Annotated in this window: 19 protein-coding genes and 2 pseudogenes; 10 read left to right on the top strand and 11 right to left on the bottom strand. The window is 56.0% G+C overall.

What is annotated here, in order from left to right:
• Positions 1-18: 18 nt before the first annotated feature.
• The 3 genes and pseudogenes from ACR0AY_RS10555 to ACR0AY_RS10545 form a co-directional block, all read right to left on the bottom strand.
• Positions 19-333, bottom strand: a complete 315-nt coding sequence (locus ACR0AY_RS10555) for a hypothetical protein (RefSeq protein ID WP_480454129.1) — start codon at positions 331-333, stop codon at positions 19-21.
• Between the two features lie 1,588 nt (positions 334-1,921).
• Complete coding sequence (locus tag ACR0AY_RS10550; protein ID WP_480454202.1) at positions 1,922-2,407, bottom strand: FGGY-family carbohydrate kinase; 486 nt, start codon at positions 2,405-2,407, stop codon at positions 1,922-1,924.
• Between the two features lie 9 nt (positions 2,408-2,416).
• Positions 2,417-3,121 (bottom strand): annotated as a pseudogene (locus ACR0AY_RS10545) (FGGY family carbohydrate kinase); the annotation flags it as partial.
• 121 nt (positions 3,122-3,242) lie between these two features.
• Here ACR0AY_RS10545 and ACR0AY_RS10540 point away from each other — a divergent pair.
• The 7 genes from ACR0AY_RS10540 to ACR0AY_RS10510 all read left to right on the top strand — a co-directional run bounded on the left by ACR0AY_RS10540 (position 3,243) and on the right by ACR0AY_RS10510 (position 10,784).
• A complete protein-coding gene (locus tag ACR0AY_RS10540; protein ID WP_170392704.1) occupies positions 3,243-4,268 on the top strand; it encodes a LacI family DNA-binding transcriptional regulator in 1,026 nt (341 codons plus the stop codon).
• A 95-nt stretch (positions 4,269-4,363) separates the two neighbouring features.
• Complete coding sequence (locus tag ACR0AY_RS10535) at positions 4,364-5,668, top strand: ABC transporter substrate-binding protein (protein ID WP_170392705.1); 1,305 nt, start codon at positions 4,364-4,366, stop codon at positions 5,666-5,668.
• Between the two features lie 109 nt (positions 5,669-5,777).
• Positions 5,778-6,644, top strand: coding sequence for a carbohydrate ABC transporter permease (locus ACR0AY_RS10530; RefSeq protein WP_170392706.1), 867 nt, complete (start codon positions 5,778-5,780; stop codon positions 6,642-6,644).
• Positions 6,645-6,656: 12 nt separating this feature from the next.
• On the top strand, positions 6,657-7,487 hold the full coding sequence (locus tag ACR0AY_RS10525; protein WP_010443328.1) for a carbohydrate ABC transporter permease: 831 nt from the start codon (positions 6,657-6,659) through the stop codon (positions 7,485-7,487).
• Between the two features lie 11 nt (positions 7,488-7,498).
• Positions 7,499-8,503 carry an ABC transporter ATP-binding protein gene (locus ACR0AY_RS10520; RefSeq protein ID WP_170392707.1) on the top strand — a complete coding sequence of 335 codons (1,005 nt, stop codon included), beginning with the start codon at positions 7,499-7,501 and terminating at the stop codon, positions 8,501-8,503.
• Positions 8,500-9,273 (top strand): L-iditol 2-dehydrogenase, encoded by a 774-nt coding sequence (locus ACR0AY_RS10515; protein WP_170392708.1) that lies wholly within the window; start codon positions 8,500-8,502, stop codon positions 9,271-9,273. Before ACR0AY_RS10520 ends, ACR0AY_RS10515 begins: the two co-directional genes overlap by 4 nt.
• Positions 9,273-10,784: a mannitol dehydrogenase family protein gene (locus ACR0AY_RS10510; RefSeq protein WP_170512549.1), complete on the top strand. Its 1,512-nt coding sequence runs from the start codon at positions 9,273-9,275 to the stop codon at positions 10,782-10,784. Before ACR0AY_RS10515 ends, ACR0AY_RS10510 begins: the two co-directional genes overlap by 1 nt.
• 307 nt (positions 10,785-11,091) lie before the next feature.
• Here the strand turns inward: ACR0AY_RS10510 and ACR0AY_RS10505 are convergent.
• Together ACR0AY_RS10505 and ACR0AY_RS10500 are read right to left on the bottom strand one after the other, a co-directional pair.
• Positions 11,092-11,427: pseudogene (locus ACR0AY_RS10505) on the bottom strand (hypothetical protein); the annotation flags it as partial.
• A gap of 462 nt (positions 11,428-11,889) precedes the next feature.
• The gene (locus ACR0AY_RS10500) at positions 11,890-14,172 is read right to left on the bottom strand and encodes an adenosylcobalamin-dependent ribonucleoside-diphosphate reductase (protein WP_170512550.1); all 2,283 of its coding nucleotides are present in this window, start codon (positions 14,170-14,172) and stop codon (positions 11,890-11,892) included.
• A 129-nt stretch (positions 14,173-14,301) separates the two neighbouring features.
• On the opposite strand from ACR0AY_RS10500, the gene ACR0AY_RS10495 reads away from it, so the two are divergent.
• Positions 14,302-14,733: a DUF1489 family protein gene (locus tag ACR0AY_RS10495; RefSeq protein ID WP_170392480.1), complete on the top strand. Its 432-nt coding sequence runs from the start codon at positions 14,302-14,304 to the stop codon at positions 14,731-14,733.
• Here ACR0AY_RS10495 and hisG read toward each other — a convergent pair.
• The 3 genes from hisG to hisS are packed head-to-tail and all read right to left on the bottom strand — an operon-like array spanning position 14,730 to position 18,007.
• Positions 14,730-15,419 (bottom strand): ATP phosphoribosyltransferase, encoded by a 690-nt coding sequence (gene hisG, locus ACR0AY_RS10490; protein ID WP_170512552.1) that lies wholly within the window; start codon positions 15,417-15,419, stop codon positions 14,730-14,732. The genes ACR0AY_RS10495 and hisG overlap by 4 nt on opposite strands.
• Complete coding sequence (locus tag ACR0AY_RS10485; protein WP_480454127.1) at positions 15,416-16,504, bottom strand: ATP phosphoribosyltransferase regulatory subunit; 1,089 nt, start codon at positions 16,502-16,504, stop codon at positions 15,416-15,418. The genes hisG and ACR0AY_RS10485 overlap by 4 nt, the downstream gene beginning before the upstream one ends.
• A 3-nt stretch (positions 16,505-16,507) precedes the next feature.
• The gene (hisS, locus tag ACR0AY_RS10480; RefSeq protein ID WP_480454125.1) at positions 16,508-18,007 is read right to left on the bottom strand and encodes a histidine--tRNA ligase; all 1,500 of its coding nucleotides are present in this window, start codon (positions 18,005-18,007) and stop codon (positions 16,508-16,510) included.
• A 125-nt stretch (positions 18,008-18,132) separates the two neighbouring features.
• On the opposite strand from hisS, the gene ACR0AY_RS10475 reads away from it, so the two are divergent.
• Complete coding sequence (locus ACR0AY_RS10475; protein ID WP_170392484.1) at positions 18,133-18,327, top strand: SlyX family protein; 195 nt, start codon at positions 18,133-18,135, stop codon at positions 18,325-18,327.
• Positions 18,257-19,024, top strand: a complete 768-nt coding sequence (locus tag ACR0AY_RS10470) for an imm11 family protein (RefSeq protein WP_480454123.1) — start codon at positions 18,257-18,259, stop codon at positions 19,022-19,024. The genes ACR0AY_RS10475 and ACR0AY_RS10470 overlap by 71 nt, the downstream gene beginning before the upstream one ends.
• Before the next feature lie 23 nt (positions 19,025-19,047).
• Here the strand turns inward: ACR0AY_RS10470 and ACR0AY_RS10465 are convergent, their stop codons facing one another.
• From ACR0AY_RS10465 to dnaE, 3 genes are all read right to left on the bottom strand, one after another.
• The gene (locus ACR0AY_RS10465; protein WP_170512559.1) at positions 19,048-19,416 is read right to left on the bottom strand and encodes a hypothetical protein; all 369 of its coding nucleotides are present in this window, start codon (positions 19,414-19,416) and stop codon (positions 19,048-19,050) included.
• A gap of 5 nt (positions 19,417-19,421) precedes the next feature.
• Positions 19,422-19,634, bottom strand: coding sequence for a YMGG-like glycine zipper-containing protein (locus tag ACR0AY_RS10460; protein WP_170392486.1), 213 nt, complete (start codon positions 19,632-19,634; stop codon positions 19,422-19,424).
• Positions 19,635-19,720: 86 nt separating this feature from the next.
• Positions 19,721-23,221 (bottom strand): DNA polymerase III subunit alpha, encoded by a 3,501-nt coding sequence (gene dnaE / locus ACR0AY_RS10455; RefSeq protein ID WP_170512561.1) that lies wholly within the window; start codon positions 23,219-23,221, stop codon positions 19,721-19,723.
• Positions 23,222-23,235 lie beyond the last annotated feature (14 nt).

Below are 23,235 nucleotides of genomic sequence, written 5' to 3'. Positions count from 1 at the left end.
CTTTCTGAGAAGTATCCGTTATTCAGCGGCCCAACCGGCAGTATTTGATAGACTTACCGGCACTGAACTTGCATTTGCACGAGCCGCCGGGAACACGACAACCTTGTCGTCATAACCGCTGTCAATCTCAACAGGTTCAATATGCGAAGCTGCCGAACTGACCCAGAAGTCTTGATCAGGCTCAGGGTATCCATCCTCAAACACAAGCACCAGTGACGCTTCGTTCACCTCACGCACCAGCTCGGCAACAAAAGTCTGAGCCCCGTTTGACAACTCGATCTTGGCACATTCGTTGATCTCGCCGGGGTTGGTGAAACTGGCTCTGGCCGCCAAAATAGATCCCAGACCGGTGGAGCCTGCGTGCAGCGCAACTTGGTCAGCACTTGCGGCGAGTTGGACCCCTCGCCCCCTCCAGGACCAAGAGCTACCAACGCGCAAGTGGGCCAAAGGCGCCGCCTCAAGCCCGTCAACTTCCGTCTGTGTCCAAAATATTGCTATCCGACCGTTACAACCGGTTCTCATCTGTCCGCCCGCACTTTTACTCATCCCACAAGTAACTGTGCTTGTGTATCAACGAAAAAATGGGCGGAAAAGAGACCGAAATGTAGCAATCACGAAAATGTTGCTAAAGAACAGCCTCATATTGATACTTTTCGTCGAATGTTGTTGAACGTCTGGCGCACAGTGTTGTGTTCGCTTCGATCCGAAGGCCGCGAAGATGACCAGCTTATGACTGTCGGTATAAAAACCAGCATCCGTGTGCAACTCGAGACAATCTACTCTACCAATAACCGTTGTTTTCAGCCCAAATGAGCCGTTGTACGCGAAGTACTTTGCAATTTTGACCAGCAAAATGTTGCAACTATCCAACCTGCGGACACAAGAAGCCTCACAAAACCCAACCTCGTTTCGGCAATCTATCAGCTTTTTAAGGCTGCTAATGCGACCCTTCATTTGAAAAGATGTATAATGATCTTCTCTGGATCCCCGACTTGTCTGATGTTTTTCCGCGGAATCGTTTCAGATACTAAATATGACATAGCCCTGAATCCCTGATCCATTCTCCCAACGTCGCATACGTTAATGAGACTGATCGACCTCATCGTTGGAATAGCTCTTGGGCTTGCCGAGCTTACTGGTACCGGCTTCAGGACTATACGATCGTCGTTCATAAGTTCCTTCGCTCAACCGCTTCATCGCAATAGGACTAAACCTCAGTACTTGCGCCGGTTCTTCGCGTCTCAATTGGGTGTTCGAGTCTGGAAGCTTCCTGATTATCTATGTTGGACCGAGGTGAACCGCATAACACCCAAGTGTTCCTATCGAAATCTCGGCTTCTTCAAGTTCCCCAGAAAGAAGCCAATTGATTACCTCCCGCGAGGACCGCGTTGAGATATCAGCGGCCTTTATATGGGGCGCACACTCTTCAAAAGAAGAGATACAGGTTTTGCTTTGCGATCGTGCTACTTGAGAAATTCATCGACCGAATCAGAGTCGATGCAAGCTGAGGCAACTCCATTTAATGCGGCTTTACCGATAACGTGCTTAATGAATCCCTCGCGTTTTAGCATTTGAACTTGTAATTGTGTCGATCAAATGGGTTTGAACTTCCTTGACAGTTATTACTTGCATCACCCACCGTAGGGAAAGAGGCGACGCAGGTACTTAGCAAACTAAGAAGATAGCTATCCAGCCGCGCTCGCTGCATTGTAAAACCTACGAAACCTCGCCAATCGCTCGTACAGTCCAGCTATGTGGACGGGCTCAAACCTGTCCGTTGTTGGAGGCTGATCGCCAAGATCGGATAGGGTCAACGCATTGACACCGCACGCCACGAGCCGGGCTGCGCCATATGACGGACCGGAATCCGCACCTTCGGATCGTACAATGGGTTTTCCAATCACCGTTGCGATCAAACCAGCTACAATTCTGATCGGCTGCCTCCTCCTATGGCGGCCAATTCGGGCAGGTCGTCAATTGTGTCACCAAAACTGAGCGCTGCATCGGCAAAGCTAAACGCAATTGCCTCAACTACAGAGCGGCAGATGTCAGTACGTGTTGTTGAATCCTCCAGTCCAAAGAAACTGGCCCGAATACTTGGGTCTCCGTGCGGGCTGCGTTCACCCGTCAGATAGGGCAGAAAAATCGGAACGCGATCACCGTTGACCGTTTCAGCAAGCGCGACAACTTCGGTAGAAGTCAGCCCCAACTGATCCCCAATCCATGAAATGGGCCTTGCCCCGTTCAGCATCGCAGCCATTTGATACCAACGATCGGGCAGCGTGTGTGCAAAAGCATGAACATAGCGTTCAGGGTTAGGCTTATAACTTCGATTAGCCACAAATAGCTGACCGGATGTCCCAAGTGAGATGAACCCACGCCCTGGCTCGGTAGCACCCAATGACACCGCCCCTGTTGCCGCGTCCCCTCCTCCAGCCACGTCGGGAATACCGGGTTTCAGCCCTGTCTCTGCCGCAGCACGTGCGGTCACTTTCCCAACAACCGTTTGACCGTCGAATACTGGCGGTAACCAGTCGGGCTTTACAAATGTGGCTTCGGTGACAGCGGCATTCCATTTGCGCGACGCCTGATCGAGCCACATTGTTCCGGCCGCATCGGACGTATCGGTTGCCAATTCTCCATGCAGGCATAAGCCGATGTAGTCTTTGGGCAGCAGGATATGGGCAAGTCGACCGTAATGTTCGGGCTCATGTTGTCTAAGCCCTGCAATCTTAGGTGCGGTAAAGCCTGGCAAGGGCAGGACACCCGCAATCTGTCCAATCTGTGGTTCGGCCGCACGCAGTTCATCACACTCGCGTGCTGATCAGCTGTCATTCCAAAGGATCGCCGGGCGGATCGGACGCAGATCGCGGTCCAGCAAAACGGCACCATGCATTTGACCGGACAATCCGACGGCCTTGATTTCGGACAATCCAATTCGGCCTACAAGTTGGTTCAAAGCGTCTACTGTCGCCTTCCACCAAAGGTCCGGGTGCTGCTCAGACCAGCCGGGCTGGGGTGAAGATGTCTGTATCCCCACCGAAGATGTCGCGAGAATCCGGTCCCTATCCGCGTAGGCAAGCTTGACAGCCGAAGTTCTGATATCGATCCCGAGATACACTCAAACCCCTCGCCCCGTTCAACTACTCGGAGACCGTCTGGCTATTGATTTTTTAGCGCGCGCAAAGAATATGTAAAGATACGATAAAATCAAGGCGGCTATGATCCGCAGGCAGACTAGCATGACCAAGATTAAGAATATGGAAGAGTTCGCGGCCCTCAGCGGCATTTCGCGGCCCACAGTATCCAAATATTTCCATGATCCCGAAAGTGTTCGCCCGACGACAAGGGCGCGCATCGAAGAAGCGCTCGAACGGTTTGATTACCGCCCTAACATTTATGCGGTGAACCAGAACCGAAAGCTGACCAAGAATATCGGCATCGTCGTACCCTATTTGTCTGACCCTTTCTTTGCAGAAATCGCACGGTATCTGGAACAATCCTGCATCGCGGCGGGCTATCGACCGTCTCTCTTCAGCTCACATGGCGAGCAAAAGCTCGAGAACGAAATTCTGGACGGCCTGCAATCCCTGAAACCCGCCGGGGTTTTGCTAGCCCCTTTGGGGCGTATCTCGGACCGATCCGCGATCGAGAAATTCTGTGCCAACGTGCCAACGGTCTTATTTGACAGTAACCTGGATGGTTTGGGGGCTGCCTTTGTTGGATCGGACAATTTCAGTTTTGTGTCACAAACGGTCGAATACATGACCCGCACGGGCGAACCGCCATCTTTCTTTGAAATGCGTACGCCTGCGAATCCGAACGCCAACAAACGTCGAAAAGCCTATGTTGAGGTGATGGAGCGTCTCGGGTTCGAGCCTCATATCATCAAAGTCGACGGCATAGGCTGGGCATTTGAAGAAATCGGTCACCGGGGCGCGTTGAAAGTTCTGGACGAGCGTCAATTGAGGACGAATTCAGTTCTATGCAGCAATGACCGACTGGCAATTGGCTTTCTTGCGGCCTGTTACGAACAGGGGATTCGGGTCGGACGCAAGAACGATTGCACGCTGCGCGTGGCCTCAAATGACGATCATCCGTTCGCAAAATTCACCTGCCCTTCTCTGACCACAGCTGCGCATGACTACGACAACGTAGCCGGAAGAAGTGTCGAAACGCTGTTCGAACTCATTGAAAACGGGGGAGAATTTGAGGCGCGAACAGAAACCCTTTTCCCTGCGCGGCTCGTATTAAGGAATTCGGCATAGCTCGATAATTTTAACGCGCGTAAAGTTTTTATTGACGGCGCGACAATTTACACTCTACGCTCTCTGCACGACATCCAAGCTCAGGGAGGACAGGGATGTATCTGAAGCACGCACTTCGCGCGGCGACTGCATTGACATTCGTCGCTACGGCCGCAGCCCACGCGCAATCCATCACGATCGCCACCGTGAATAATGGCGACATGATCCGGATGCAGGGCTATACTGACAAATTCACCGAAGCGACCGGTATCGACGTCGAATGGGTAACGCTGGAAGAGAACGTGCTGCGTCAGCGCGTCACCACCGACATCACGACCAAGGGCGGTCAGTTCGACATCATGACCATCGGCATGTACGAGACGCCCATCTGGGGCGCGAATGGCTGGTTGGTTCCGCTAGATGGTTTGTCCGAAGACTACGATGTCGGGGACATTCTGCCCGCAATGGCGGGGGGCCTAAGCCATGAAGGGACGCTGTACGCAGCGCCATTCTATGGTGAAAGCTCGATGATCATGTACCGCACTGACCTGATGGAACAGGCCGGCCTTGAAATGCCCGACGCGCCTACCTGGCAATTCATCCGCGAAGCTGCCGCTGCGATGACGGATCGGGACAATGACATCAACGGTATCTGCCTACGTGGCAAGGCTGGTTGGGGTGAAGGCGGCGCCTTTATCACCGTGACAGGCAATTCCTTCGGCGCGCGCTGGTTTGACGAGGATTGGAAGCCCCAGTTCGATCAGCCGGAATGGAAAGAAGCGCTCACTTTCTTCGTCGACATGATGAATGAATCTGGCCCGGCAGGCTTCGCCACCAATGGGTTCAATGAAAACCTGTCGTTGTTCCAGCAGGGCAAGTGTGGCATGTGGATCGACGCAACCGTCGCGGCATCCTTCGTGACCAATCCTGACGACTCAACAGTGGCAGACAAGGTTGGTTTTGCACTGGCACCGAACTCGGAAGGCGTAGATAAACGCGCCAATTGGTTGTGGGCCTGGGCGCTAGCGATCCCAGCGGGCACGCAGCAAGAGGACGCGGCAAAGCAATTCATCGAATGGGCGACCTCGAAAGACTACATTGAGTTGGTGGCCGAAAATGAAGGCTGGGCCAATGTGCCGCCGGGTGCGCGAACCTCGCTCTATGAGAACCCGAACTACAAGGAAGTTCCCTTTGCGAACATGACCTTAGAGTCGATCCTGATGGCCGATCCACAGAATTGCTGCGCACAGCCGACGCCATACACGGGTATCCAGTTCGTCGCGATCCCCGAGTTTGCCGGTATCGCTACGCAAGTAAGTCAGGAGTTCTCGGCAGTTTATGCCGGACAGCAGTCAGTGGACGAAGCACTCGCCAAAGCGCAGGCCTTCACCACCGAAGAAATGGAAGCCGCAGGCTACTGAGGCATCCCTCCCCGGCGGGCGGGCAGAGGTCTGCCCCCCGCTCTACCCTTCCACAACTCGCGTTTTTCTCGCAGGCTTTGGTTATGCCTGAACAGAGAGGGTTTGCGTCATGGCAACTCAACATTCCCGATCCGTCGCGCGCCTGATGATGGCACCCGCAGTGGTCCTGCTACTTGGCTGGATGCTCGTGCCCCTGACGATGACGCTGTATTTTTCCTTCAAGAAGTATCTGCCCCTTCGCGGTGGCGACTTGGGCTGGGTCGGGTTCGACAACTATGTCCGGTTCGTCTCGTCCAGCTCCTTCTGGCCCGCGGTGCAAGCGACGTTGATGATCGTAGGCGGCGTCTTGGTGATCACCGTAATTCTAGGCATTCTACTAGCGATGCTGCTGGATCAACCCATGTGGGGTCAGGGCGTTGTCCGTATCCTCGTGATCGCTCCCTTCTTTGTCATGCCCACGGTGTCTGCGTTGGTGTGGAAGAACATGTTCATGGATCCTGTGAATGGGTTGCTGGCCCATCTATGGCGCTTTTTCGGGGCCGAGCCGATCTCATGGCTATCCGAGGCCTCGATGACTTCGATCATCATGATCGTCTCATGGCAGTGGCTACCCTTCGCGACACTGATCCTGCTGACCGCAATTCAGTCACTGGACAGTGAACAGCTGGAAGCAGCCGAAATGGATGGTGCGCCAGTCCTGAAACGCTTTTATCACATCGTCCTGCCACATCTGAGCCGCGCGATAACCATCGTGATCCTGATCCAGACGATCTTTCTTCTGTCGATCTTCGCCGAAATCTTCGTGACCACCGGCGGCGCCTTCGGCACCCGAACCCTCACCTACCTGATATTCCAGCGCGTGCTGGAAAGCCAGAATGTCGGCCTTGGATCAGCCGGAGGTGTCTACGCCATCATCCTTGCCAATATCGTTGCCATCTTCCTGATGCGCATCGTCGGCAAAAACCTGGACGCGTGAGGAGGAACGACCATGGCCCGCGCCGTCACATCCCGTCGTAAATCGCTGAACACCGCCCTTGCCTGGGCCGTTGGTCTGCTGATCTTTTTCCCGATCCTCTGGACGATCCTGACCAGCTTCAAAACCGAAGCTCAGGCGATCGCCAGCCCACCGCTGTTCCTGAACTTCGATTGGACGCTCGAGAACTATGCAATCGTACAGGAACGCTCGGATTACATGCGGTTCCTGTGGAATTCGGTGATCATCGCAGGTGGATCAACCATTCTGGGCGTGATCATCGCAGTGCCCGCAGCATGGGCCATGGCCTTCGTGCCGTCCAAGCGTACCAAGGACATCCTGCTGTGGATGCTGTCCACCAAGATGCTGCCCGCGGTGGGTGTTCTCTACCCGATCTATCTGCTGTTCATCCGGTTGGGTCTACTGGACACGCGCGGAGGGCTGGTCGTGGTGCTGATGCTGATCAACCTGCCGATCATCGTCTGGATGCTTTACACCTATTTCCGTGAAATCCCCGGTGAGATTCTGGAAGCCGCCCGGATGGATGGTGCCACGCTGAAAGAGGAAATCCTCTATGTGTTGACACCCATGGCCGTGCCCGGCATCGCCTCGACCGTGCTACTGAACTTCATTCTTGCCTGGAACGAGGCATTCTGGACGCTCAACCTGACTGCCGTTGACGCAGCGCCGCTTACCGCATTCATCGCCAGCTATTCCAGCCCCGAAGGCCTGTTCTTCGCCAAGCTCAGCGCGGCATCGACCATGGCGATCGCACCAATCCTCATCCTTGGCTGGTTCAGCCAGAAACAACTTGTCCGCGGCCTGACTTTCGGCGCTGTGAAATAAGGAAGACGACTATGGGACGTATCCAACTCAAGTCAGTGACCAAAAGCTTCGGCGACGTAGAGGTCATTCCACCACTAGATTTGACTATCGAGGACGGTGAATTCACCGTCTTCGTTGGGCCCTCTGGTTGTGGCAAGTCCACGCTGTTGCGGCTCATTGCGGGGCTAGAGGACATCACTTCGGGCTCCATCGACATTGATGGCGCGGATGCAACCGACGTACCACCCGCCAAACGTGGTCTGGCAATGGTGTTCCAGTCTTATGCTCTGTACCCGCATATGAGTGTGCGCAAGAACATCGCCTTTCCCTTGCGTATGGCCAAGCTGGATCAGGCCGAAATCGACAAGCGGGTCGAAGGCGCGGCAAGCGTCCTGAACCTGAGCGATTATCTCGACCGCCGCCCGGGACAGCTTTCCGGTGGGCAACGCCAGCGCGTTGCCATTGGTCGCGCCATTGTTCGTGAGCCCGCGGCATTCTTGTTCGACGAGCCCCTTTCAAACCTAGACGCGGCGCTGCGCGTCGGCATGCGGCTGGAGATCAGCGAACTGCACGAACGTCTGGCGACAACGATGATTTACGTGACGCACGATCAGGTTGAAGCCATGACAATGGCCGACAAGATCGTTGTGCTTCAGGCCGGTGTGATCGAACAGGTCGGCAGCCCGCTTGAATTATATCGGACGCCGCGCAACTTGTTTGTTGCAGGGTTCATCGGCTCGCCCAAAATGAACTTCATCGAAGGACCAGAGGCGGCGAAACACGGTGCACAAACAATCGGTATTCGCCCGGAACACATCGCGGTTTCGGAAACTGAAGGTGAATGGTCCGGGATCGTCAGCGTTTCAGAACACTTGGGATCGGACACCTTTTTTCACGTCCACGAGACCGGCCTGGCCGAAACCATTACCGTCCGCGCAGATGGTGAGGTCGGCTTCCGCCATGGGGATCGAATTCACCTGACACCGCGTGCAGATGTCATCCATCGGTTTGACGCGAAAGGCTTGCGGATCGAATGACACGCTTGGCAGGCAAAACCGCCCTGATCACCGGGGCTGCGCGAGGCATCGGATTGGCCTTTGCCAAAGCTTATGTTGCAGAAGGCGCGCGTGTTGCCATCGCCGACATCGACATCCAGCGTGCGAAAGACGCCGCCGCAGAATTGGGTCAGGTTGCATTCGCCATCGAGATGGACGTGACAAACCAACAAAGCATAGATGAGGCCGTCGCAAGAGCCGCTACACATTTCGGCCCTATCGACATTCTGATCAACAATGCGGCAATCTTCACCGCCGCCCCAATCGTTGAGATTGAGCGGGAAGACTACAACCGCGTTTTTGACATCAACGTCTCGGGTGCTTTGTTCACGATGCAAGCGGTCGCCCGGCACATGATCGAGCACGGGACCAAAGGTCGGATCATCAACATGGCATCTCAGGCTGGGCGAAGGGGGGAACCTTTGGTCGCAGTTTACTGCGCCAGCAAGGCGGCGATCATATCGCTGACCCAATCGGCGGGGCTGAACCTGATCGCTCATGGGATCAACGTGAACGCAATTGCTCCGGGTGTTGTTGATGGCGAGCATTGGGATGGCGTTGATGCGTTCTTTGCAAAACATGAAGATAAACCGCTCGGCCAAAAGAAACGCGAAGTGGCGGCAGCTGTTCCCTACGGGCGGATGGGTCGCGCAGAGGATCTGACCGGGATGGCTGTGTTTCTGGCCTCTGACGAAGCCAGGTACATTGTCGCCCAGACATATAACGTCGATGGCGGAAACTGGATGAGCTGATGAACCCTGTGGCAAACGCAAATCCTGCAGTGCATCTAAGGCGAGATAACCTTTCAAACCTGCCGACAACTGTCAGGACCCCATCTTACAGGTGCTCGGACCTGACGCCCGGCATTGTCCATATCGGTCTCGGGAATTTTCACCGCGCGCATCAGGCTTGGTATATCCACCAGTTGATGCAGCAAGGTCAGGCCCACGACTGGGCAATCATCGGAGCCGGTGTGCGAAGCTACGATTCCGAGATGCGAGGGCGTCTGCTGGCGCAGGACTGCTTGACGACATTGATCGAACTGGACCCGAAAGGGATGTCCGCCGAGGTAATTGGTCCGATGATCGATTATCTTCCGGTCGAGGCCGGCAATGCAGCGTTGATCCGCAAGATGTCCGAGCCTTCTATCAAGATTGTGTCTCTGACAGTGACCGAAGGTGGATATTACCGAGATGCCAACACGGGTGCCCTCGACACAGATCACCAAGAAATTCTTCATGATGCAGCAAATCCAAACCAGCCGCGCACGGCCTTCGGTGCGATCATTGCGGCGCTCAAGCAGCGCAGGGCACAGGGCATCAAACCCTTCACCGCGCTGAGCTGCGATAACCTTAAGGATAATGGCGTGATCCTGAGGAACTGCGTTGTCGGTCTAGCACGCCTGTCTGACCCTGCTCTGGCCGACTGGATAAACCAGAACGGCGCATTCCCCAATTCAATGGTGGATTGCATCGTGCCTGCTACAACAGACCAAGTGATATCACAATGCCACGCACTTGGCGTCGATGACCAAGCACCCGTATCGCACGAGAACTATCGCCAATGGGTGATCGAGGACGATTTCTGCGCCGGGCGCCCACCCCTTGAACAGGTTGGCGTCACGCTGACCCGTGATGTCCAAAGCTATGAGACGATGAAACTGCGCATTTTGAACGGCGGTCACCAGTTGCTTGCTAATGTCGGCGAAATACTGAATGTCCCGACAATTTCTGATTGCATGCAGGACCGGGATATCCTGGCGTTTTTCAGAAAGGTCCAAGAAGAAGAAATTCTGCCTCATGTCGCAGCCGTCCCCGGAGCGACTGCAAATGAATACCTTGAGCAGGTTGAGACGCGATTTGCAAATACGGCCATTCACGACACGACGCGCCGGGTTGCTTTCGATGGATCGGCGCGACACCCCGGGTTCTTGCTGCCGTCACTTCGTGATGCACTTGCGGCAGGCTCTTCCATAAGCGGGCTCGCGCTGGCCGAAGCTTTCTGGTGCCGGATGTGTGCAGGATACCGTGAAGATGGCTCCGAAATCGCCCCCAATGACCCCCTTTGGAAAAACCTGCACAAAACCGCATTAGCGGCTAGAACCGATCCAGGGCTTTGGCTCGATCAACGCCTATACTGTGGTATAGTGGGCCGCGGCACACAGTTTTCCGAAACCTTTTCCTGGTGGCTAGCCGAGATCTGGCAGAGTGGCAGCCGGGCAGTTTTAACTGAATATTTAGCCAACAGTTCAACGTCCCATTAACTTCGAGTTTCCGATTAATCTGTCCCGGACACATGTTACTTCTTAGACAGTTACGACCGCAGGGTCCGTTTCAGGTATTCGAGCCTTGATAACTGCAGCAACCGCGAACTTCCGCTTCCTGCTGATTTTGATAAAAACAATATGTTTCTGACGCAGAATGCAATGATCTGAACAAGACACAAGCGCCTTTCTGATCAGTTTTTGCAGTTTGCTGCGGTGCGGGAAAGACTTAGCTGATTTGCGGAGGTTTTGCTGCAGTGTAGCGGAGTTCCCGTTTCCAGCTGTTCTAACACGCTTTTTGCAGCCATACTCGGCAGATTCTGTGCTCAGACACTTTTAACTCGCTACTCAGGTGTTCGATGCAGGCGCGACGACGAGCGAGTTTTGTAGTTTTCCTTTGCCTCCTCCTTAAGGGTCAGCCTGCCCAGCGTCAGATCAGATACGGCAGGTACTAGCTGCTCGTTCTCCTTCTGGAGCCGCTTCAGTTCCTTCAATTGATCTACACCCATTCCGCATTCGCCATTGGGCTCGAACCAATGACGCCTTCAACAGCTCATTGCTTGCGACAGCGGCAGTAGGTCTGTTCAACAACGCCGTTTTGTCTGATTGCATCAAGACGGAATATCCCTTGTCCCATCAGCACCTCAAACTGTCATAGTTTCAAAACAATCTTTTCCGGCTTTGGTCGCTTATTGGCCCTTCTTGGGTATCCGTTCCTTAAACATAGTGGTGGACCAGTTCAGCTAAGGAGGCTCACTCAAAATCTATCGCTGTCCCGATGCCACTCGACGAATGAGTTTAGGGTGCTGCTCTATTAAAGGTTCATGGTTTAAACCTGCACCTGACGCTTGAAGAACTGCGCAGTACTCCAAAGCAAATGTTTGGAACAAATGCCATACACTAAGTCGTACAGATATGCCGAAGCAACTCGCTAGAGGTGCTTCGGTCGACAAGGCCAGTAAATTTCCTTCAGACAAGAAACGTAAAAGAACTAGCGCTTCTTAGGTTCCGTCAGCAGGTCGGCAGATCGCAGTTAGAGGTCATTTGGTGACAATAATGGCCGTGTCGCCTGAAGCCCCACAACATCAAGTCCTCTTCCGCCAAATCAGCCACATTTAGAATGACCGCAGCTGCGGCAGGTCATGCAGCCTTCGATCATCACCATGTCGAACTGACCACAGGATGGGCAAGCCTTGCCACGCGGGGCGTCCATGTTGACCACCTGCGCCTGAGGGTCGGATTTCAGGCCCATGCCTTCGCCCTCAAGGAAGCCGATATTGACCATGTGTTGCTCGATCACGCCGCCAATCGCGGCCAGGATGGACGGAATGTACTTGCCTTTAACCCAGGCCCCGCCTCGCGGGTCGAACACAGCTTTCAGTTCCTCGACCACAAAGGACACATCGCCACCGCGTCGGAACACGGCCGATATCATCCGGGTCAAAGCCAGCGTCCAAGCATAATGCTCCATATTCTTCGAGTTAATGAACACCTCGAAGGGACGACGGCGTCCGCCAATGACGATATCGTTAATTGTCAGATAGATTGCGTGCTCGCTGTCCGGCCATTTCAGCTTGTAAGTCGACCCTTCAAGCGATTGTGGGCGATCAAGCGGTTCGGACATATAAACGACCTCGCCCCCGTCAACCTCATGCGGGGCATCCGCGCTTTCACCTGGCGCTTTGTCGTCGCTTTCCGATACGCTCAGAACCGAGCCGGTCACATCGTTTGGCCTATAGGTAGTGCAGCCTTTGCATCCCTGATCCCAGGCCTGCATATAGACGTCTTTGAAGGCGTCAAAGCTGATATCTTCGGGACAGTTGATCGTCTTCGATATCGAACTATCGATCCACTTTTGCGCCGCCGCCTGCATTTTTACGTGATGGGACGGGCTTAGTGTTTGCGCATTCACGAAATACTTGGGCAATTCGGCGTCGCCAAACTTGTCGCGCCACATCTGCACCGCATAGTCCACAACCTCTTCTTCGGTGCGCGAACCGTCCTTTTGCAGCACCTTGCGCGTGTAGGCATAGGCAAAAACCGGCTCGATCCCCGAAGATACGTTGCCCGCATACAGCGAAATCGTACCCGTCGGCGCGATCGAGGTCAGTAGCGCGTTGCGGATGCCGTGTTCGCGGATTGCGTCGCGCACATCGTCATCCATCTGTTGCATGGTGCCGCTGGCCAGATATTTCTCGGCGTCAAACAGTGGGAAAGCTCCCTTTTCCCTCGCCAAATCGACCGACGCCAGATACGCGGCGCGCGCGATCGCGTGCAACCAGCGTTCGGTCTGACGCGCCGCCTCGTCCGAGCCGTAGCGCAGACCCAACATCAACAGCGCATCGGCCAGACCAGTCACGCCCAGCCCGATGCGGCGCTTGTCCTGCGCCTCGGCTTCTTGTTCGGCCAGCGGGAATTTCGACGCGTCCACCACGTTGTCCATCATGCGAACGGCGGTGGCCACCAGCTCTTGCAAGGCCTCCTCGTCCAGGTGCGCGGCATCCTCGAACGGCTCGGCAACCAACCGTGCCAGATTGATCGAACCCAGCAGACAGGCACCATAAGGCGGTAGAGGTTGTTCTCCGCACGGGTTGGTCGCCGAGATCGTCTCGACGTAATTCAGATTGTTCGCCTGATTGATCCGGTCGATAAAGATCACGCCCGGCTCGGCATAATCATAGGTGGCCTGCATGATCTTGTTCCAAAGATCGCGCGCCTGAACGGTGTGATAGACCTTTCCGTCAAATACCAGATCCCACGGTCCATCGGCCTTGACGGCCTCCATGAATGGATCGGTGACCAGAACCGACATGTTGAACATGCGCAAACGCGCCGGGTCGGATTTCGCGGTGATGAACTGTTCGATATCCGGATGGTCGCAGCGCATGGTCGCCATCATCGCACCACGACGCGAGCCTGCAGACATGATCGTGCGGCACATGGCGTCCCAGACGTCCATAAAGCTTAGCGGGCCCGAGGCATCCGCTGCGACCCCTTTCACATCCGCGCCGCGCGGACGGATGGTTGAGAAATCGTAACCGATCCCCCCGCCCTGCTGCATGGTCAGCGCGGCCTCTTTCAGCATGTCGAAGATACCGCCCATGCTGTCGGGGATCGTCCCCATCACAAAGCAGTTGAACAGGGTTACCTGTCGCGCGGTGCCCGCCCCGGCGGTGATGCGGCCAGCAGGAAGGTATTTGAAATCCTCTAGCGCCTCATAGAATTTTTCTTCCCAATGCGCCGGGTCTTCTTCCACACGCGCCAGATCACGAGCTATGCGCCGCCAGCTGTCCTCGACTGTCTGATCGATGGGCGTACCATCCGCCTGTTTAAAGCGGTATTTCATATCCCAGATCTGCTCGGCGATGGGGGCGGCAAAGCGGCTCATTGGTGATTCCCTGTGCTGAAAGAGGCATTCAGATTAGCCCAGATCACATCTAAACCACAACACCTTGATGACAAGCGCATGAGGGCTACAATATAGGGATCATCCTTGGGACGACTCTGTGGGAAAGCTGTGGATAAGTACGTAAACCTCATCAAACTTTCGGTTGGGTCAGAAAGCGTCGACACGCTGATGGCGTGGCAAGACAGCCGCAAACCACTCTATGAGGACGGATACCCGCGCCACGTCACCCGCATGTGGCCCAAGCGCGACGCTGAAATTCTGAATGGCGGGTCGATCTATTGGGTGATCAAAGGTGTGGTTCAGTGCCGCCAGCGCATCCTGCGGCTGGATGAAGTCCGAGGCGAGGATGGCATCCGCCGCTGCGCCATCGTCCTGGACCCCGAAGTACACAGAACGCAGAACGCTCTGAAGCGTCCATTCCAGGGCTGGCGGTATCTCAAGCCTGAGGACACCCCTGCCGACTTGCCTAAAAATCGCGAGCAGGACGATGCCCTGCCCGACGATCTGAACCGCGCATTAGCGGAAATTGGGGTGCTTTAGGCCAACCTGTCCAGCAGCTCATTCAAAGCCGTCTTTTCAGCCGCATCGTATTTGGCCACGCGGCTGCGCCACAGCGTGGCCTGCGATTGCAGGATCAACCCATCCGACAGGATTTTCAGGTGGTTCGCCCGCAGTGTTTCCCCGGTCGAGGTGATATCGGCAATCGCCTCGGCTGTCTCATTCACCACCGTCCCCTCGGTTGCGCCCTGGCTGTCGACCAGCGTGTAATCGGCCACTCCCGCTTCGGTCAGGAATTCGCGGACCAGACGATGGTACTTGGTAGCGATGCGCAGCCGGTGGCCATGCGCCCTGCGAAAACCTGCCGCCGCCGCATCCAGATCATCCAGAGTGTCCACGTCGACCCAGCAGGCTGGGGTTGCAATGATAAGGTCCGCCTTGCCGATCCCCAAAGGTGCAACCTCTTCCACCTGCTGTTCCCAGCGCGGCAGCTTTTCATGCACAAGATCGATGCCGGTCACGCCCAAATGAATGCGTCCCGCCGCCAGCTCGCGCGGAATCTCTCCTGCAGACAATAGGATCAGCGAGACGCCACCAATCCCATCAACCTTGCCCGCGTATTCCCGGTCTGATCCGCTGCGCGACAGTGTAATGCCGCGCTTTTCAAACCATGCAAAGGTCTTGTCCATCAACCGGCCCTTCGAGGGCACACCGAGTTTCAGGCTCATTGCGCAGCCTCCTCGATTTCGAGCATCAGGTCCGGGCGGATCACGCCGCCAATTGCCGGAATCTCGGCCCCACCACCCAATTGCCTGGTCAGCGCATCATAGCGCCCGCCGGTCGCAACCGGTGGCAGATCAGGGCGGCCTTCGGCGTAAAAGCCGAATACAAACCCGTCGTAATACTCCATCGAGGTCCTGCCATAAGACGCCTCAAAATCCAGTGTATCCACATCCACGCCACGCGCCTGCAGGGCTGTGATACGAGCTTCCAAACGATCCAAAGCAGATGTGATCTGTGGCAGATCAACCGCAATGTCACGCAGTTGTTCCAGCGCGAAAGGCATGGTTTCGCGCACATTAAGCAGCGTCTCCAAACCGGCCAGTTCATTGTCCGAGATCGGCGGCGCAGCGCGGTCTTCGCGCAGGGCATCAATCCGTTCGAGAATTTCGGGCGTGCGGCGCTTGCCTATCATGGGCACGTCAATCGCCAATGGGTCGACCGCGTCAAGCAGAGCATCGCGCCCCTCGAGACTAGCTTTGCGTCCGGCATATCGGTCCAGTAAAACGCGGAACCGGCGAGGCCGCCAGAGATGCCGCATCAGTGCAGCCTTACGACGACTAGTGGTCTTGAGACCCCCGACAGCGGCGATCAGAATACCGATATCACCTGTCGCTGCCCGCAAAGGCAGCCCGCGCAATTGCAGGGCAAATAACGAAAACACCTCGGCATCGGCTCCGGCGGGGTCTTCGCGATCAAATACTTCGTAGCCGACTTGGATATACTCATTAGCACGATCCGGATCGTGTTCCTGACGGCGGAACACTTCGCCGGAATAGGTGTATCTTGCTGGTTCAGCCCCGTCGGACATGTGCATCTGCACCACCGGCAGGGTGAAATCCGGGCGCAGCATCTGCTCACCCCGCAGCGCGTCCGAGGTTACGTAAGCACGGGCGCGGATATCTTCTCCATAGAGGTCCAACAGCGTCCCGGCTGGCTGCAGCAGAGGCGTATCAACCACCTGCGCGCCCGCCGCCTCGAACCGGACACGCATCATGGCGGCGCGGGCCTGTATTTGGGAACGGTTCGGCATGGGTCAGTCCTGATTGTCCAGAATCTCGCGCACCTTAGCGACCAGATCGCCGCGGGGCACTTCGAACTGGCTGGGCCGTTCTTTCCATTCCTCAAGCGTGGCGCTTTCGGCAATCTTGGCGCCAAGGATCAGGTCCTTGATCTGTACGATCCCATTTGCCTTTTCGTCACCGCCTTCGATCACCGCAATTGGAGAGTTCCGCTTGTCCGCATATTTCAGTTGGTTGCCAAAGTTCTTGGGGTTGCCCAAGTAGACCTCGGCCCGGATTCCGGCATTGCGCAGTTCCGCCACCATCGCCTGGTAGTCCGCCATGCGATCGCGGTCCATCACGGTCACAACCACTGGGCCGGTGGCCTGCGCCGCGATCCGCCCCTTTTCGCGCAAAGCGGCCAGCAATCGGTCAACACCGATGGAGATGCCGGTCGCAGGTACTTCCTGTCCGGTAAACCGCTTGACCAGATCATCATAGCGACCACCACCCGAGACCGACCCGAATTGCCGCTTGCGGCCCTTCTCGTCGTATATTTCGAAGGTCAGTTCGGCCTCATAGACCGGCCCGGTGTAATAGCCGAGGCCACGCACGACCGAAGGATCAATCTCGATCCGGTCCGAACCATACCCGCCTGCATCCAGCAGCGCAGCAATCTGCTCCAACTCAGCGATCCCGTCCGCACCGATCTTGCTGTCACCCACAGCGGCGCGCAGGTTGGCCAGCGTTCCGGCGATATCTGCAGCTTTAGAAGTCAGGAAGGCAATCACCGGCTCGGCCTGATCACCGCTAAGACCAACACCATCGATAAAAGCGCCAGAGGCATCCAATCGGCCTTTGGTTAAAAGCTCACGCACACCAGCCTCGCCCACCTTGTCGAACTTGTCGATCGTGCGCAGAACGTTATCTCGGGCGGCGGCGTCTTCACCCAAACCCATCGCTTCGAGCACTCCATTCAGAACCTTGCGGTTGTTGACCCGCACCAGATAGTCACCGCGCGGGATTCCAACGGTTTCCAGCGTGTCCGACAGCATAGCGCAAATCTCGGCATCCGCAGCCATTGAGGCCGTGCCCACCGTATCCGCATCGCACTGATAAAACTGACGATACCGTCCCGGCCCCGGCTTCTCGTTCCGCCAGACCGGACCCATCGCATAGCGGCGATAAGGCGTCGGCAGGTCGTTGCGGTGCTGCGCATAGACGCGGGCCAGAGGCGCAGTTAGGTCATAGCGCAGGGCCATCCAGTCGCCCCCGGAACCTTTTGAGCCGCCTTCGTCAAACTCCTGCCATGCGAACACGCCCTCGTTCGGGCGGTCCACGTCGGGCAGGAACTTGCCCAACGCCTCAACCGTTTCAACCGCGCTGCTTTCCAAGGCATCGAACCCGTAACGATGATAGACACCCGCAATCGTCCGCAGCATCTCGGTGCGCTGCGTGACTTCCTCGCCGAAATAGTCACGGAACCCTTTCGGCGTTACGGCCTTGGGGCGGGGCTGTTTCTTGGGCTTGGCCATGTGGGGCGTCCTTGGGATTTAGTGTTCCGCGCGCGGTCTATCCCATGGCCCGCATCGGAGCAAGGCGGGGTTTCTCTGGTCAGGGCGTCACAGGGTCGCTATGAGACGCCTATAAGGAGAGCCCCATGCAGCATCTGGAAGAGCAGATCGCCCATCTGACCCGCACGGTCGAAGAGCTGAACTCGGTCGTCACAAACCAACAGAACGAGATCGACCGCCTGACCCGCCGCGTCGAGATGTTGCTGCAGCGTGAAGCAGAACGCGCGCAAGAAGGTTCAGGCGGAGTTGTGTTCGGAGACGAACGCCCGCCGCATTATTGAGGGCAAGCTGATGGCGAGTGAGGACAGCAACGCTCAATGCGTGTGGATTGCTACGACGGTGAACAATATCAACGTCATAGAGGGTGTATCGCGCAGAGAATACACAGACAATTGGCGGAAAAAACAATCTGCCGAAGACGTCGAATGGTCGAAGAGCATCCTCCGTCAAGCCTCTCAAAGCTGGAAACGCGGTGATCTGCTGACCAAAGAACAGGTTGGTAGCGTTTATCATTACAATTCTAAAGCCGAGTATTATACGGCTCCATTCATCAATGGCGGTGGCAAGCCTATGGTTTCCCAATCCGCCAAATCCGTTCTGGAACAGTTCGATCTGGGGGGCACGGTATTTCATCCGTTGACGCTGATGGATTCAACTGAAAACCATCTGACCACGTCCGAGCGGTATTACTTTCTGAACGTGTGCAACAAACGACCCATGGGTAATTATGATGTGCTGGGCCCAGAGGGAGATGTTCGGTCACCACTTAGCAATCGCTATGGTCGAACCTACCTTCCTAGAAGCAGTCAAGAAACCAAACTGGTAGTCATACCCGAAGCGTTGGGCGGACCGGACATCTGGCTGGACCCGAAAGTTCCAAAACTCTTCTTTTTGTCCGACCGTCTCGTCTCAGGCCTGAAAGCGGCCCAGATGGACAAGGGCTGGGGCCTCATTCGTTGCCCCGTTGGCAGGCTTTAGCGCCCGCAATAACCAGCGCTCGCTTACATCCCCAACGTCGATTTCACCGCGTTATCGACCACACCGCCCAGAAGGGCGTTCTTGTCGGCGGCACAGCCCTCGGACAGAGCGGCGATGAAGGCTTCGCGCAGTTGGGCCTTTTCCTCGTCAGTGGCCGCATGATCTTCGATATTGATCTGGCGGTTGTAAAGTGACAAGGCCGTCATTTTTCCAACAACGGCCACGACAAATTCTTCGTCGCCATCAGCCTCCTCTGCGATCGACGCACATGTGTAGTGCATCACAGGCAAGGCATCCTGTACCATCTGCTCTGCTGAGTCGTCAGCCAGCGCGAATGTGGGTACGACAAAGAGCGTGGCACAGAAAGTAGATTTTACGAGAATTGACTGCATCAGCTTCACTTCCAGTTATGTCCGATAATCGCACCGGCCACCCCACCGACCGCAGCCCCTTTACCATCGCCTACCAGCGCGCCAACGCCCGCGCCGACCAAGGCCCCGGTAAGAGTGTTTTTCTTCTTTTTGTCGTCTGCATGTACCGCAGTGGCCAATGCCAGTGAACATGCCGCGGCGAGTGTAAATATCCTGAAAACATTGCCTGAACTTGCCATTTCGGAACCCTCCTGTGAAATGACCTTTGAGGATGTTCACCCAGCCTAGCGGGGTCCATCGCGTGTGGCAACATTACGGTTCGGGATCAGATTTCTTCGATCTCCGATATCCCCTCGAGCGACTTCAGCGCGCCTTTGATTTCTGGGTTGATCGGAAATTCCCGGCCCAGATCCATCTCGACCTCGCCTGGCAGTCCGGGATCGAACAGACAAACATAAACAGGTCCCTTGGCCACCCTTTTGGCTGAAGCCTCTGCGCCTTCCAGTACCGTGGCCATGTTCGGCAAAACCTTCGAATCCTCGACAAACACACGCAAACCCGTTGCACCCGCATCGGCCACAACTGTATCAACCGGACCAACGGAACGGCCCAGCAGTTTCAGCTGATCGGCCTCCATGGTCGCTTCGGCCGTCAGTACCACCTGTGCGCCGGTTTCCAGAAACTCTCGGGATTTCTCCAGTATTTCCGAGAATAACGTGACCTCGAATGCTCCGGTGGGGTCAGAGAGCTGGGCAAATGCGAACCGATTGCCGCGCGCTGATTTCCTTTCTTGCCGTCCGGCAACGACGCCTGCCATCTTGGCAATAAATGGGCCAGAGCGCGCCTTTTCAGTCACCTGGTCCAGTGTCAGCACCTGTTTGCGCTTCAGGGCCGGCATATAGTCATCCAGCGGATGGCCAGACAGGTAGAATCCGATGGCCTTGAATTCCTCGCTCAGGCGTTCGGCAGGTAACCAATCAGGCGACGGGGAAAGACGCGGTTCAGGTAAGTCATCGCCTGCCTCGCCAAACAGGGAAACTTGGTTGGAATTCTTCTGCTCGTGAATCGCCGCCGAATACTGAACCAACGGATCAAGGCTTTCAAACACACGGCGACGATTTTTATCGAGCTCGTCAAATGCACCGGCGCGAGCCAGCATCTCAAGCGGGCGTTTGCCGACCTTCTTCAGGTCAACACGGCGGGCGAAGTCGAACAGGTTTACGAAAGGCTTTTCGCCACGCCCCTCAACCACAAGATTCATTGCCTCGACGCCTACGTTCTTGAGCGCGCCCAGCGCATAGACCAAATGCCCATCGGCCACATCAAAGGTCGCTTGGGATCGATTCACGCACGGCGGAACATAGGGCAGCTGCAGCCCCTTGCGGACTTCCTCAAAATAGATCGCGAGCTTGTCGGTCAGATGGATATCGCAGTTCATGACGCCTGCCATGAACTCGACCGGATGGTTCGCCTTTAGCCAGCCGGTTTGATAGCTGACCACCGCATAGGCGGCGGCGTGGGATTTGTTGAAGCCATAGTTGGCGAACTTGTCCAGCAGGTTCCAGACTTCGGTCGCCTTGGCCTCATCCACATTGTTTTCGGCAGCACCTTTGAGGAACTTGGGCCGCTCTGCATCCATCGCCTCCTGAATTTTCTTACCCATCGCGCGGCGCAGCAAGTCCGCGCCCCCAAGGCTGTAACCTGCCATTTCCTGCGCGATCTGCATCACCTGTTCCTGATAGACGATGATGCCCTGCGTCTCATCCAAGATATGGTCGATGGACGGGTGCAGCGTGTCGCGTTCGCTAAGCTTGTTCTTGACCTCGCAGAACTTGGGGATGTTCTCCATCGGGCCGGGTCGATAAAGCGCGACGAGGGCGATGATATCCTCGATACAATCCGGCTTCATCCGCTTGAGCGCATCCATCATGCCCGAGGATTCAACCTGGAACACCGCCACCGTCTTGGCCGCCGAATAGAGTTTGTACGTCGCCTCGTCATCCAGCGGGATGGCGTTGATCTGATTTATTGCCCCTTCGGCGGGTTCATAGAGTTCCGTGCCATCGGGAGCTATGTGAAGGTCACGCCCTGACTTAAAGATCAAATCCATCGCGTTCTGGATCACGGTCAGTGTTTTCAGACCCAGGAAATCGAACTTTACAAGCCCGGCCTGTTCAACCCATTTCATGTTGAATTGGGTCGCAGGCATGTCCGAACGCGGGTCCTGGTATATTGGAACCAGTGCATCCAGCGGCCGGTCTCCGATCACCACGCCGGCAGCGTGTGTCGAGGCGTTGCGCAGCAGCCCCTCGACTTGCTGGCCATATGTGAGCAGACGGTCCACGACCTCTTCATTGCGTGCCTCTTCCCTCAGGCGCGGCTCATCCTTCAGTGCCTTTTCGATGGAAACGGGTTTGACGCCTTCGACTGGGATCATCTTGGACAGGCGATCAACCTGTCCGTATGGCATCTGCAATACACGACCAATATCGCGCACAGCCGCCTTCGACAGCAAGGCACCGAAGGTGATGATCTGCCCCACTTTGTCGCGCCCGTATTTCTGCTGCACGTAGCGGATAACCTCTTCGCGGCGATCCATGCAGAAGTCGATATCGAAGTCGGGCATAGAAACCCGCTCGGGGTTCAGAAACCGTTCAAACAGAAGCGAATACCGCAGCGGATCAAGGTCGGTAATCGTCAACGCATAAGCCACTAGTGATCCCGCACCCGAGCCTCGCCCCGGACCCACCGGAATGTCATGATCCTTGGCCCATTGGATAAAGTCAGCAACGATCAGGAAATAGCCGGGGAAGCCCATCCCTTCGATGATGCCAAGTTCGAAATCCAGCCGTTCCTGATATTCTTCGGAAGTCACGGCATGCGGGATCACAGCCAGACGTTTTTGCAGACCCTCGTTGGCGATGCGACGCAGTTCGGCGACCTCATCATCTGCAAACTTCGGCAGGATCGGGTCGCGGCGATAGGCCATGAAGGCGCAGCGTTGCGCGATTTCAACCGTATTCTCGACGGCTTCGGGCAGATCGGCGAACAGCGTCACCATCTCCTGCTGCGACTTGAAATAGTGCTGCGCGGTCAGACGTCGGCGTCCGTCCTGCTGGTCGACATAAGCCCCCTCGGCGATACAGATCAGCGCGTCGTGGGCCTCGTACATGTCCGAAGTCGGAAAATAGACGTCATTGGTGGCCACCAGCGGCAGGTTCTTGTCATACGCCATCTCGACATGACCGCGCTCGGTCAAGCGCTCGGCCTCAGGTTGGCCTCCTTCGCCTGGGTGACGCTGCAACTCAACATAAAGGCGATCCGGGAAAATCGCGGACAAACGATCCACCAAAGCCTCGGCAGCAGGGCGCTGACCTTGCTGTAACAGCAACCCTACGGGCCCGTCTGGACCGCCGGTTAAGCAGATCAAATCATCTGATCGTTCCGCCAATTCGTCCAAAGTGACCTGCGGCAACTGCCCGCTTTTGTCTACATACAGGCAGGAACTGAGCTTCATCAGATTCTCATATCCCACCTCGGATTGTGCCAGCAGCACCAACGGCGCGGGTGCTTTGGGCTTTTCTCCCGGCTGCGCCTGAACGTAACTGAGATCGACCTGACAGCCCATGATCGGTTGCACACCTGCCCCGCTGGCGGTGACCGAAAACTCTAAGGCCGAGAACATTGAATTGGTATCCGTCACCGCGACGGCGGGCATCTCCATCTTCTGGCACAGGTCCGGCAGCTTCTTCAGCCGCACGGCGCCTTCCAGCAACGAATATTCAGTGTGAACGCGGAGGTGAATGAATCGGGGGGAACTGCTCATACAGGCTAAGCTAT

The sequence above is a fragment of the Ruegeria sp. A5 genome (assembly GCF_056543005.1).
The sequence above is the reverse complement of the archived record's forward strand: the minus strand, read 5'-3'. Positions and strand labels throughout refer to the sequence as shown.

What these genes read in the sequence shown, in the direction of transcription:
- ACR0AY_RS10540 (WP_170392704.1), top strand. Translation starts at nt 3,243, where the DNA reads ATGACCAAGATTAAGAATATGGAAGAGTTCGCGGCCCTCAGCGGCATT.
- ACR0AY_RS10535 (WP_170392705.1), top strand. Translation starts at nt 4,364, where the DNA reads ATGTATCTGAAGCACGCACTTCGCGCGGCGACTGCATTGACATTCGTC.
- ACR0AY_RS10530 (WP_170392706.1), top strand. Translation starts at nt 5,778, where the DNA reads ATGGCAACTCAACATTCCCGATCCGTCGCGCGCCTGATGATGGCACCC.
- ACR0AY_RS10525 (WP_010443328.1), top strand. Translation starts at nt 6,657, where the DNA reads ATGGCCCGCGCCGTCACATCCCGTCGTAAATCGCTGAACACCGCCCTT.
- ACR0AY_RS10520 (WP_170392707.1), top strand. Translation starts at nt 7,499, where the DNA reads ATGGGACGTATCCAACTCAAGTCAGTGACCAAAAGCTTCGGCGACGTA.
- ACR0AY_RS10515 (WP_170392708.1), top strand. Translation starts at nt 8,500, where the DNA reads ATGACACGCTTGGCAGGCAAAACCGCCCTGATCACCGGGGCTGCGCGA.
- ACR0AY_RS10510 (WP_170512549.1), top strand. Translation starts at nt 9,273, where the DNA reads ATGAACCCTGTGGCAAACGCAAATCCTGCAGTGCATCTAAGGCGAGAT.
- ACR0AY_RS10500 (WP_170512550.1), bottom strand. Translation starts at nt 14,172, where the DNA reads ATGAGCCGCTTTGCCGCCCCCATCGCCGAGCAGATCTGGGATATGAAA.
- hisG (WP_170512552.1), bottom strand. Translation starts at nt 15,419, where the DNA reads ATGAGCCTGAAACTCGGTGTGCCCTCGAAGGGCCGGTTGATGGACAAG.
- ACR0AY_RS10485 (WP_480454127.1), bottom strand. Translation starts at nt 16,504, where the DNA reads ATGCCGAACCGTTCCCAAATACAGGCCCGCGCCGCCATGATGCGTGTC.
- hisS (WP_480454125.1), bottom strand. Translation starts at nt 18,007, where the DNA reads ATGGCCAAGCCCAAGAAACAGCCCCGCCCCAAGGCCGTAACGCCGAAA.
- ACR0AY_RS10475 (WP_170392484.1), top strand. Translation starts at nt 18,133, where the DNA reads ATGCAGCATCTGGAAGAGCAGATCGCCCATCTGACCCGCACGGTCGAA.
- ACR0AY_RS10465 (WP_170512559.1), bottom strand. Translation starts at nt 19,416, where the DNA reads ATGCAGTCAATTCTCGTAAAATCTACTTTCTGTGCCACGCTCTTTGTC.
- ACR0AY_RS10460 (WP_170392486.1), bottom strand. Translation starts at nt 19,634, where the DNA reads ATGGCAAGTTCAGGCAATGTTTTCAGGATATTTACACTCGCCGCGGCA.
- dnaE (WP_170512561.1), bottom strand. Translation starts at nt 23,221, where the DNA reads ATGAGCAGTTCCCCCCGATTCATTCACCTCCGCGTTCACACTGAATAT.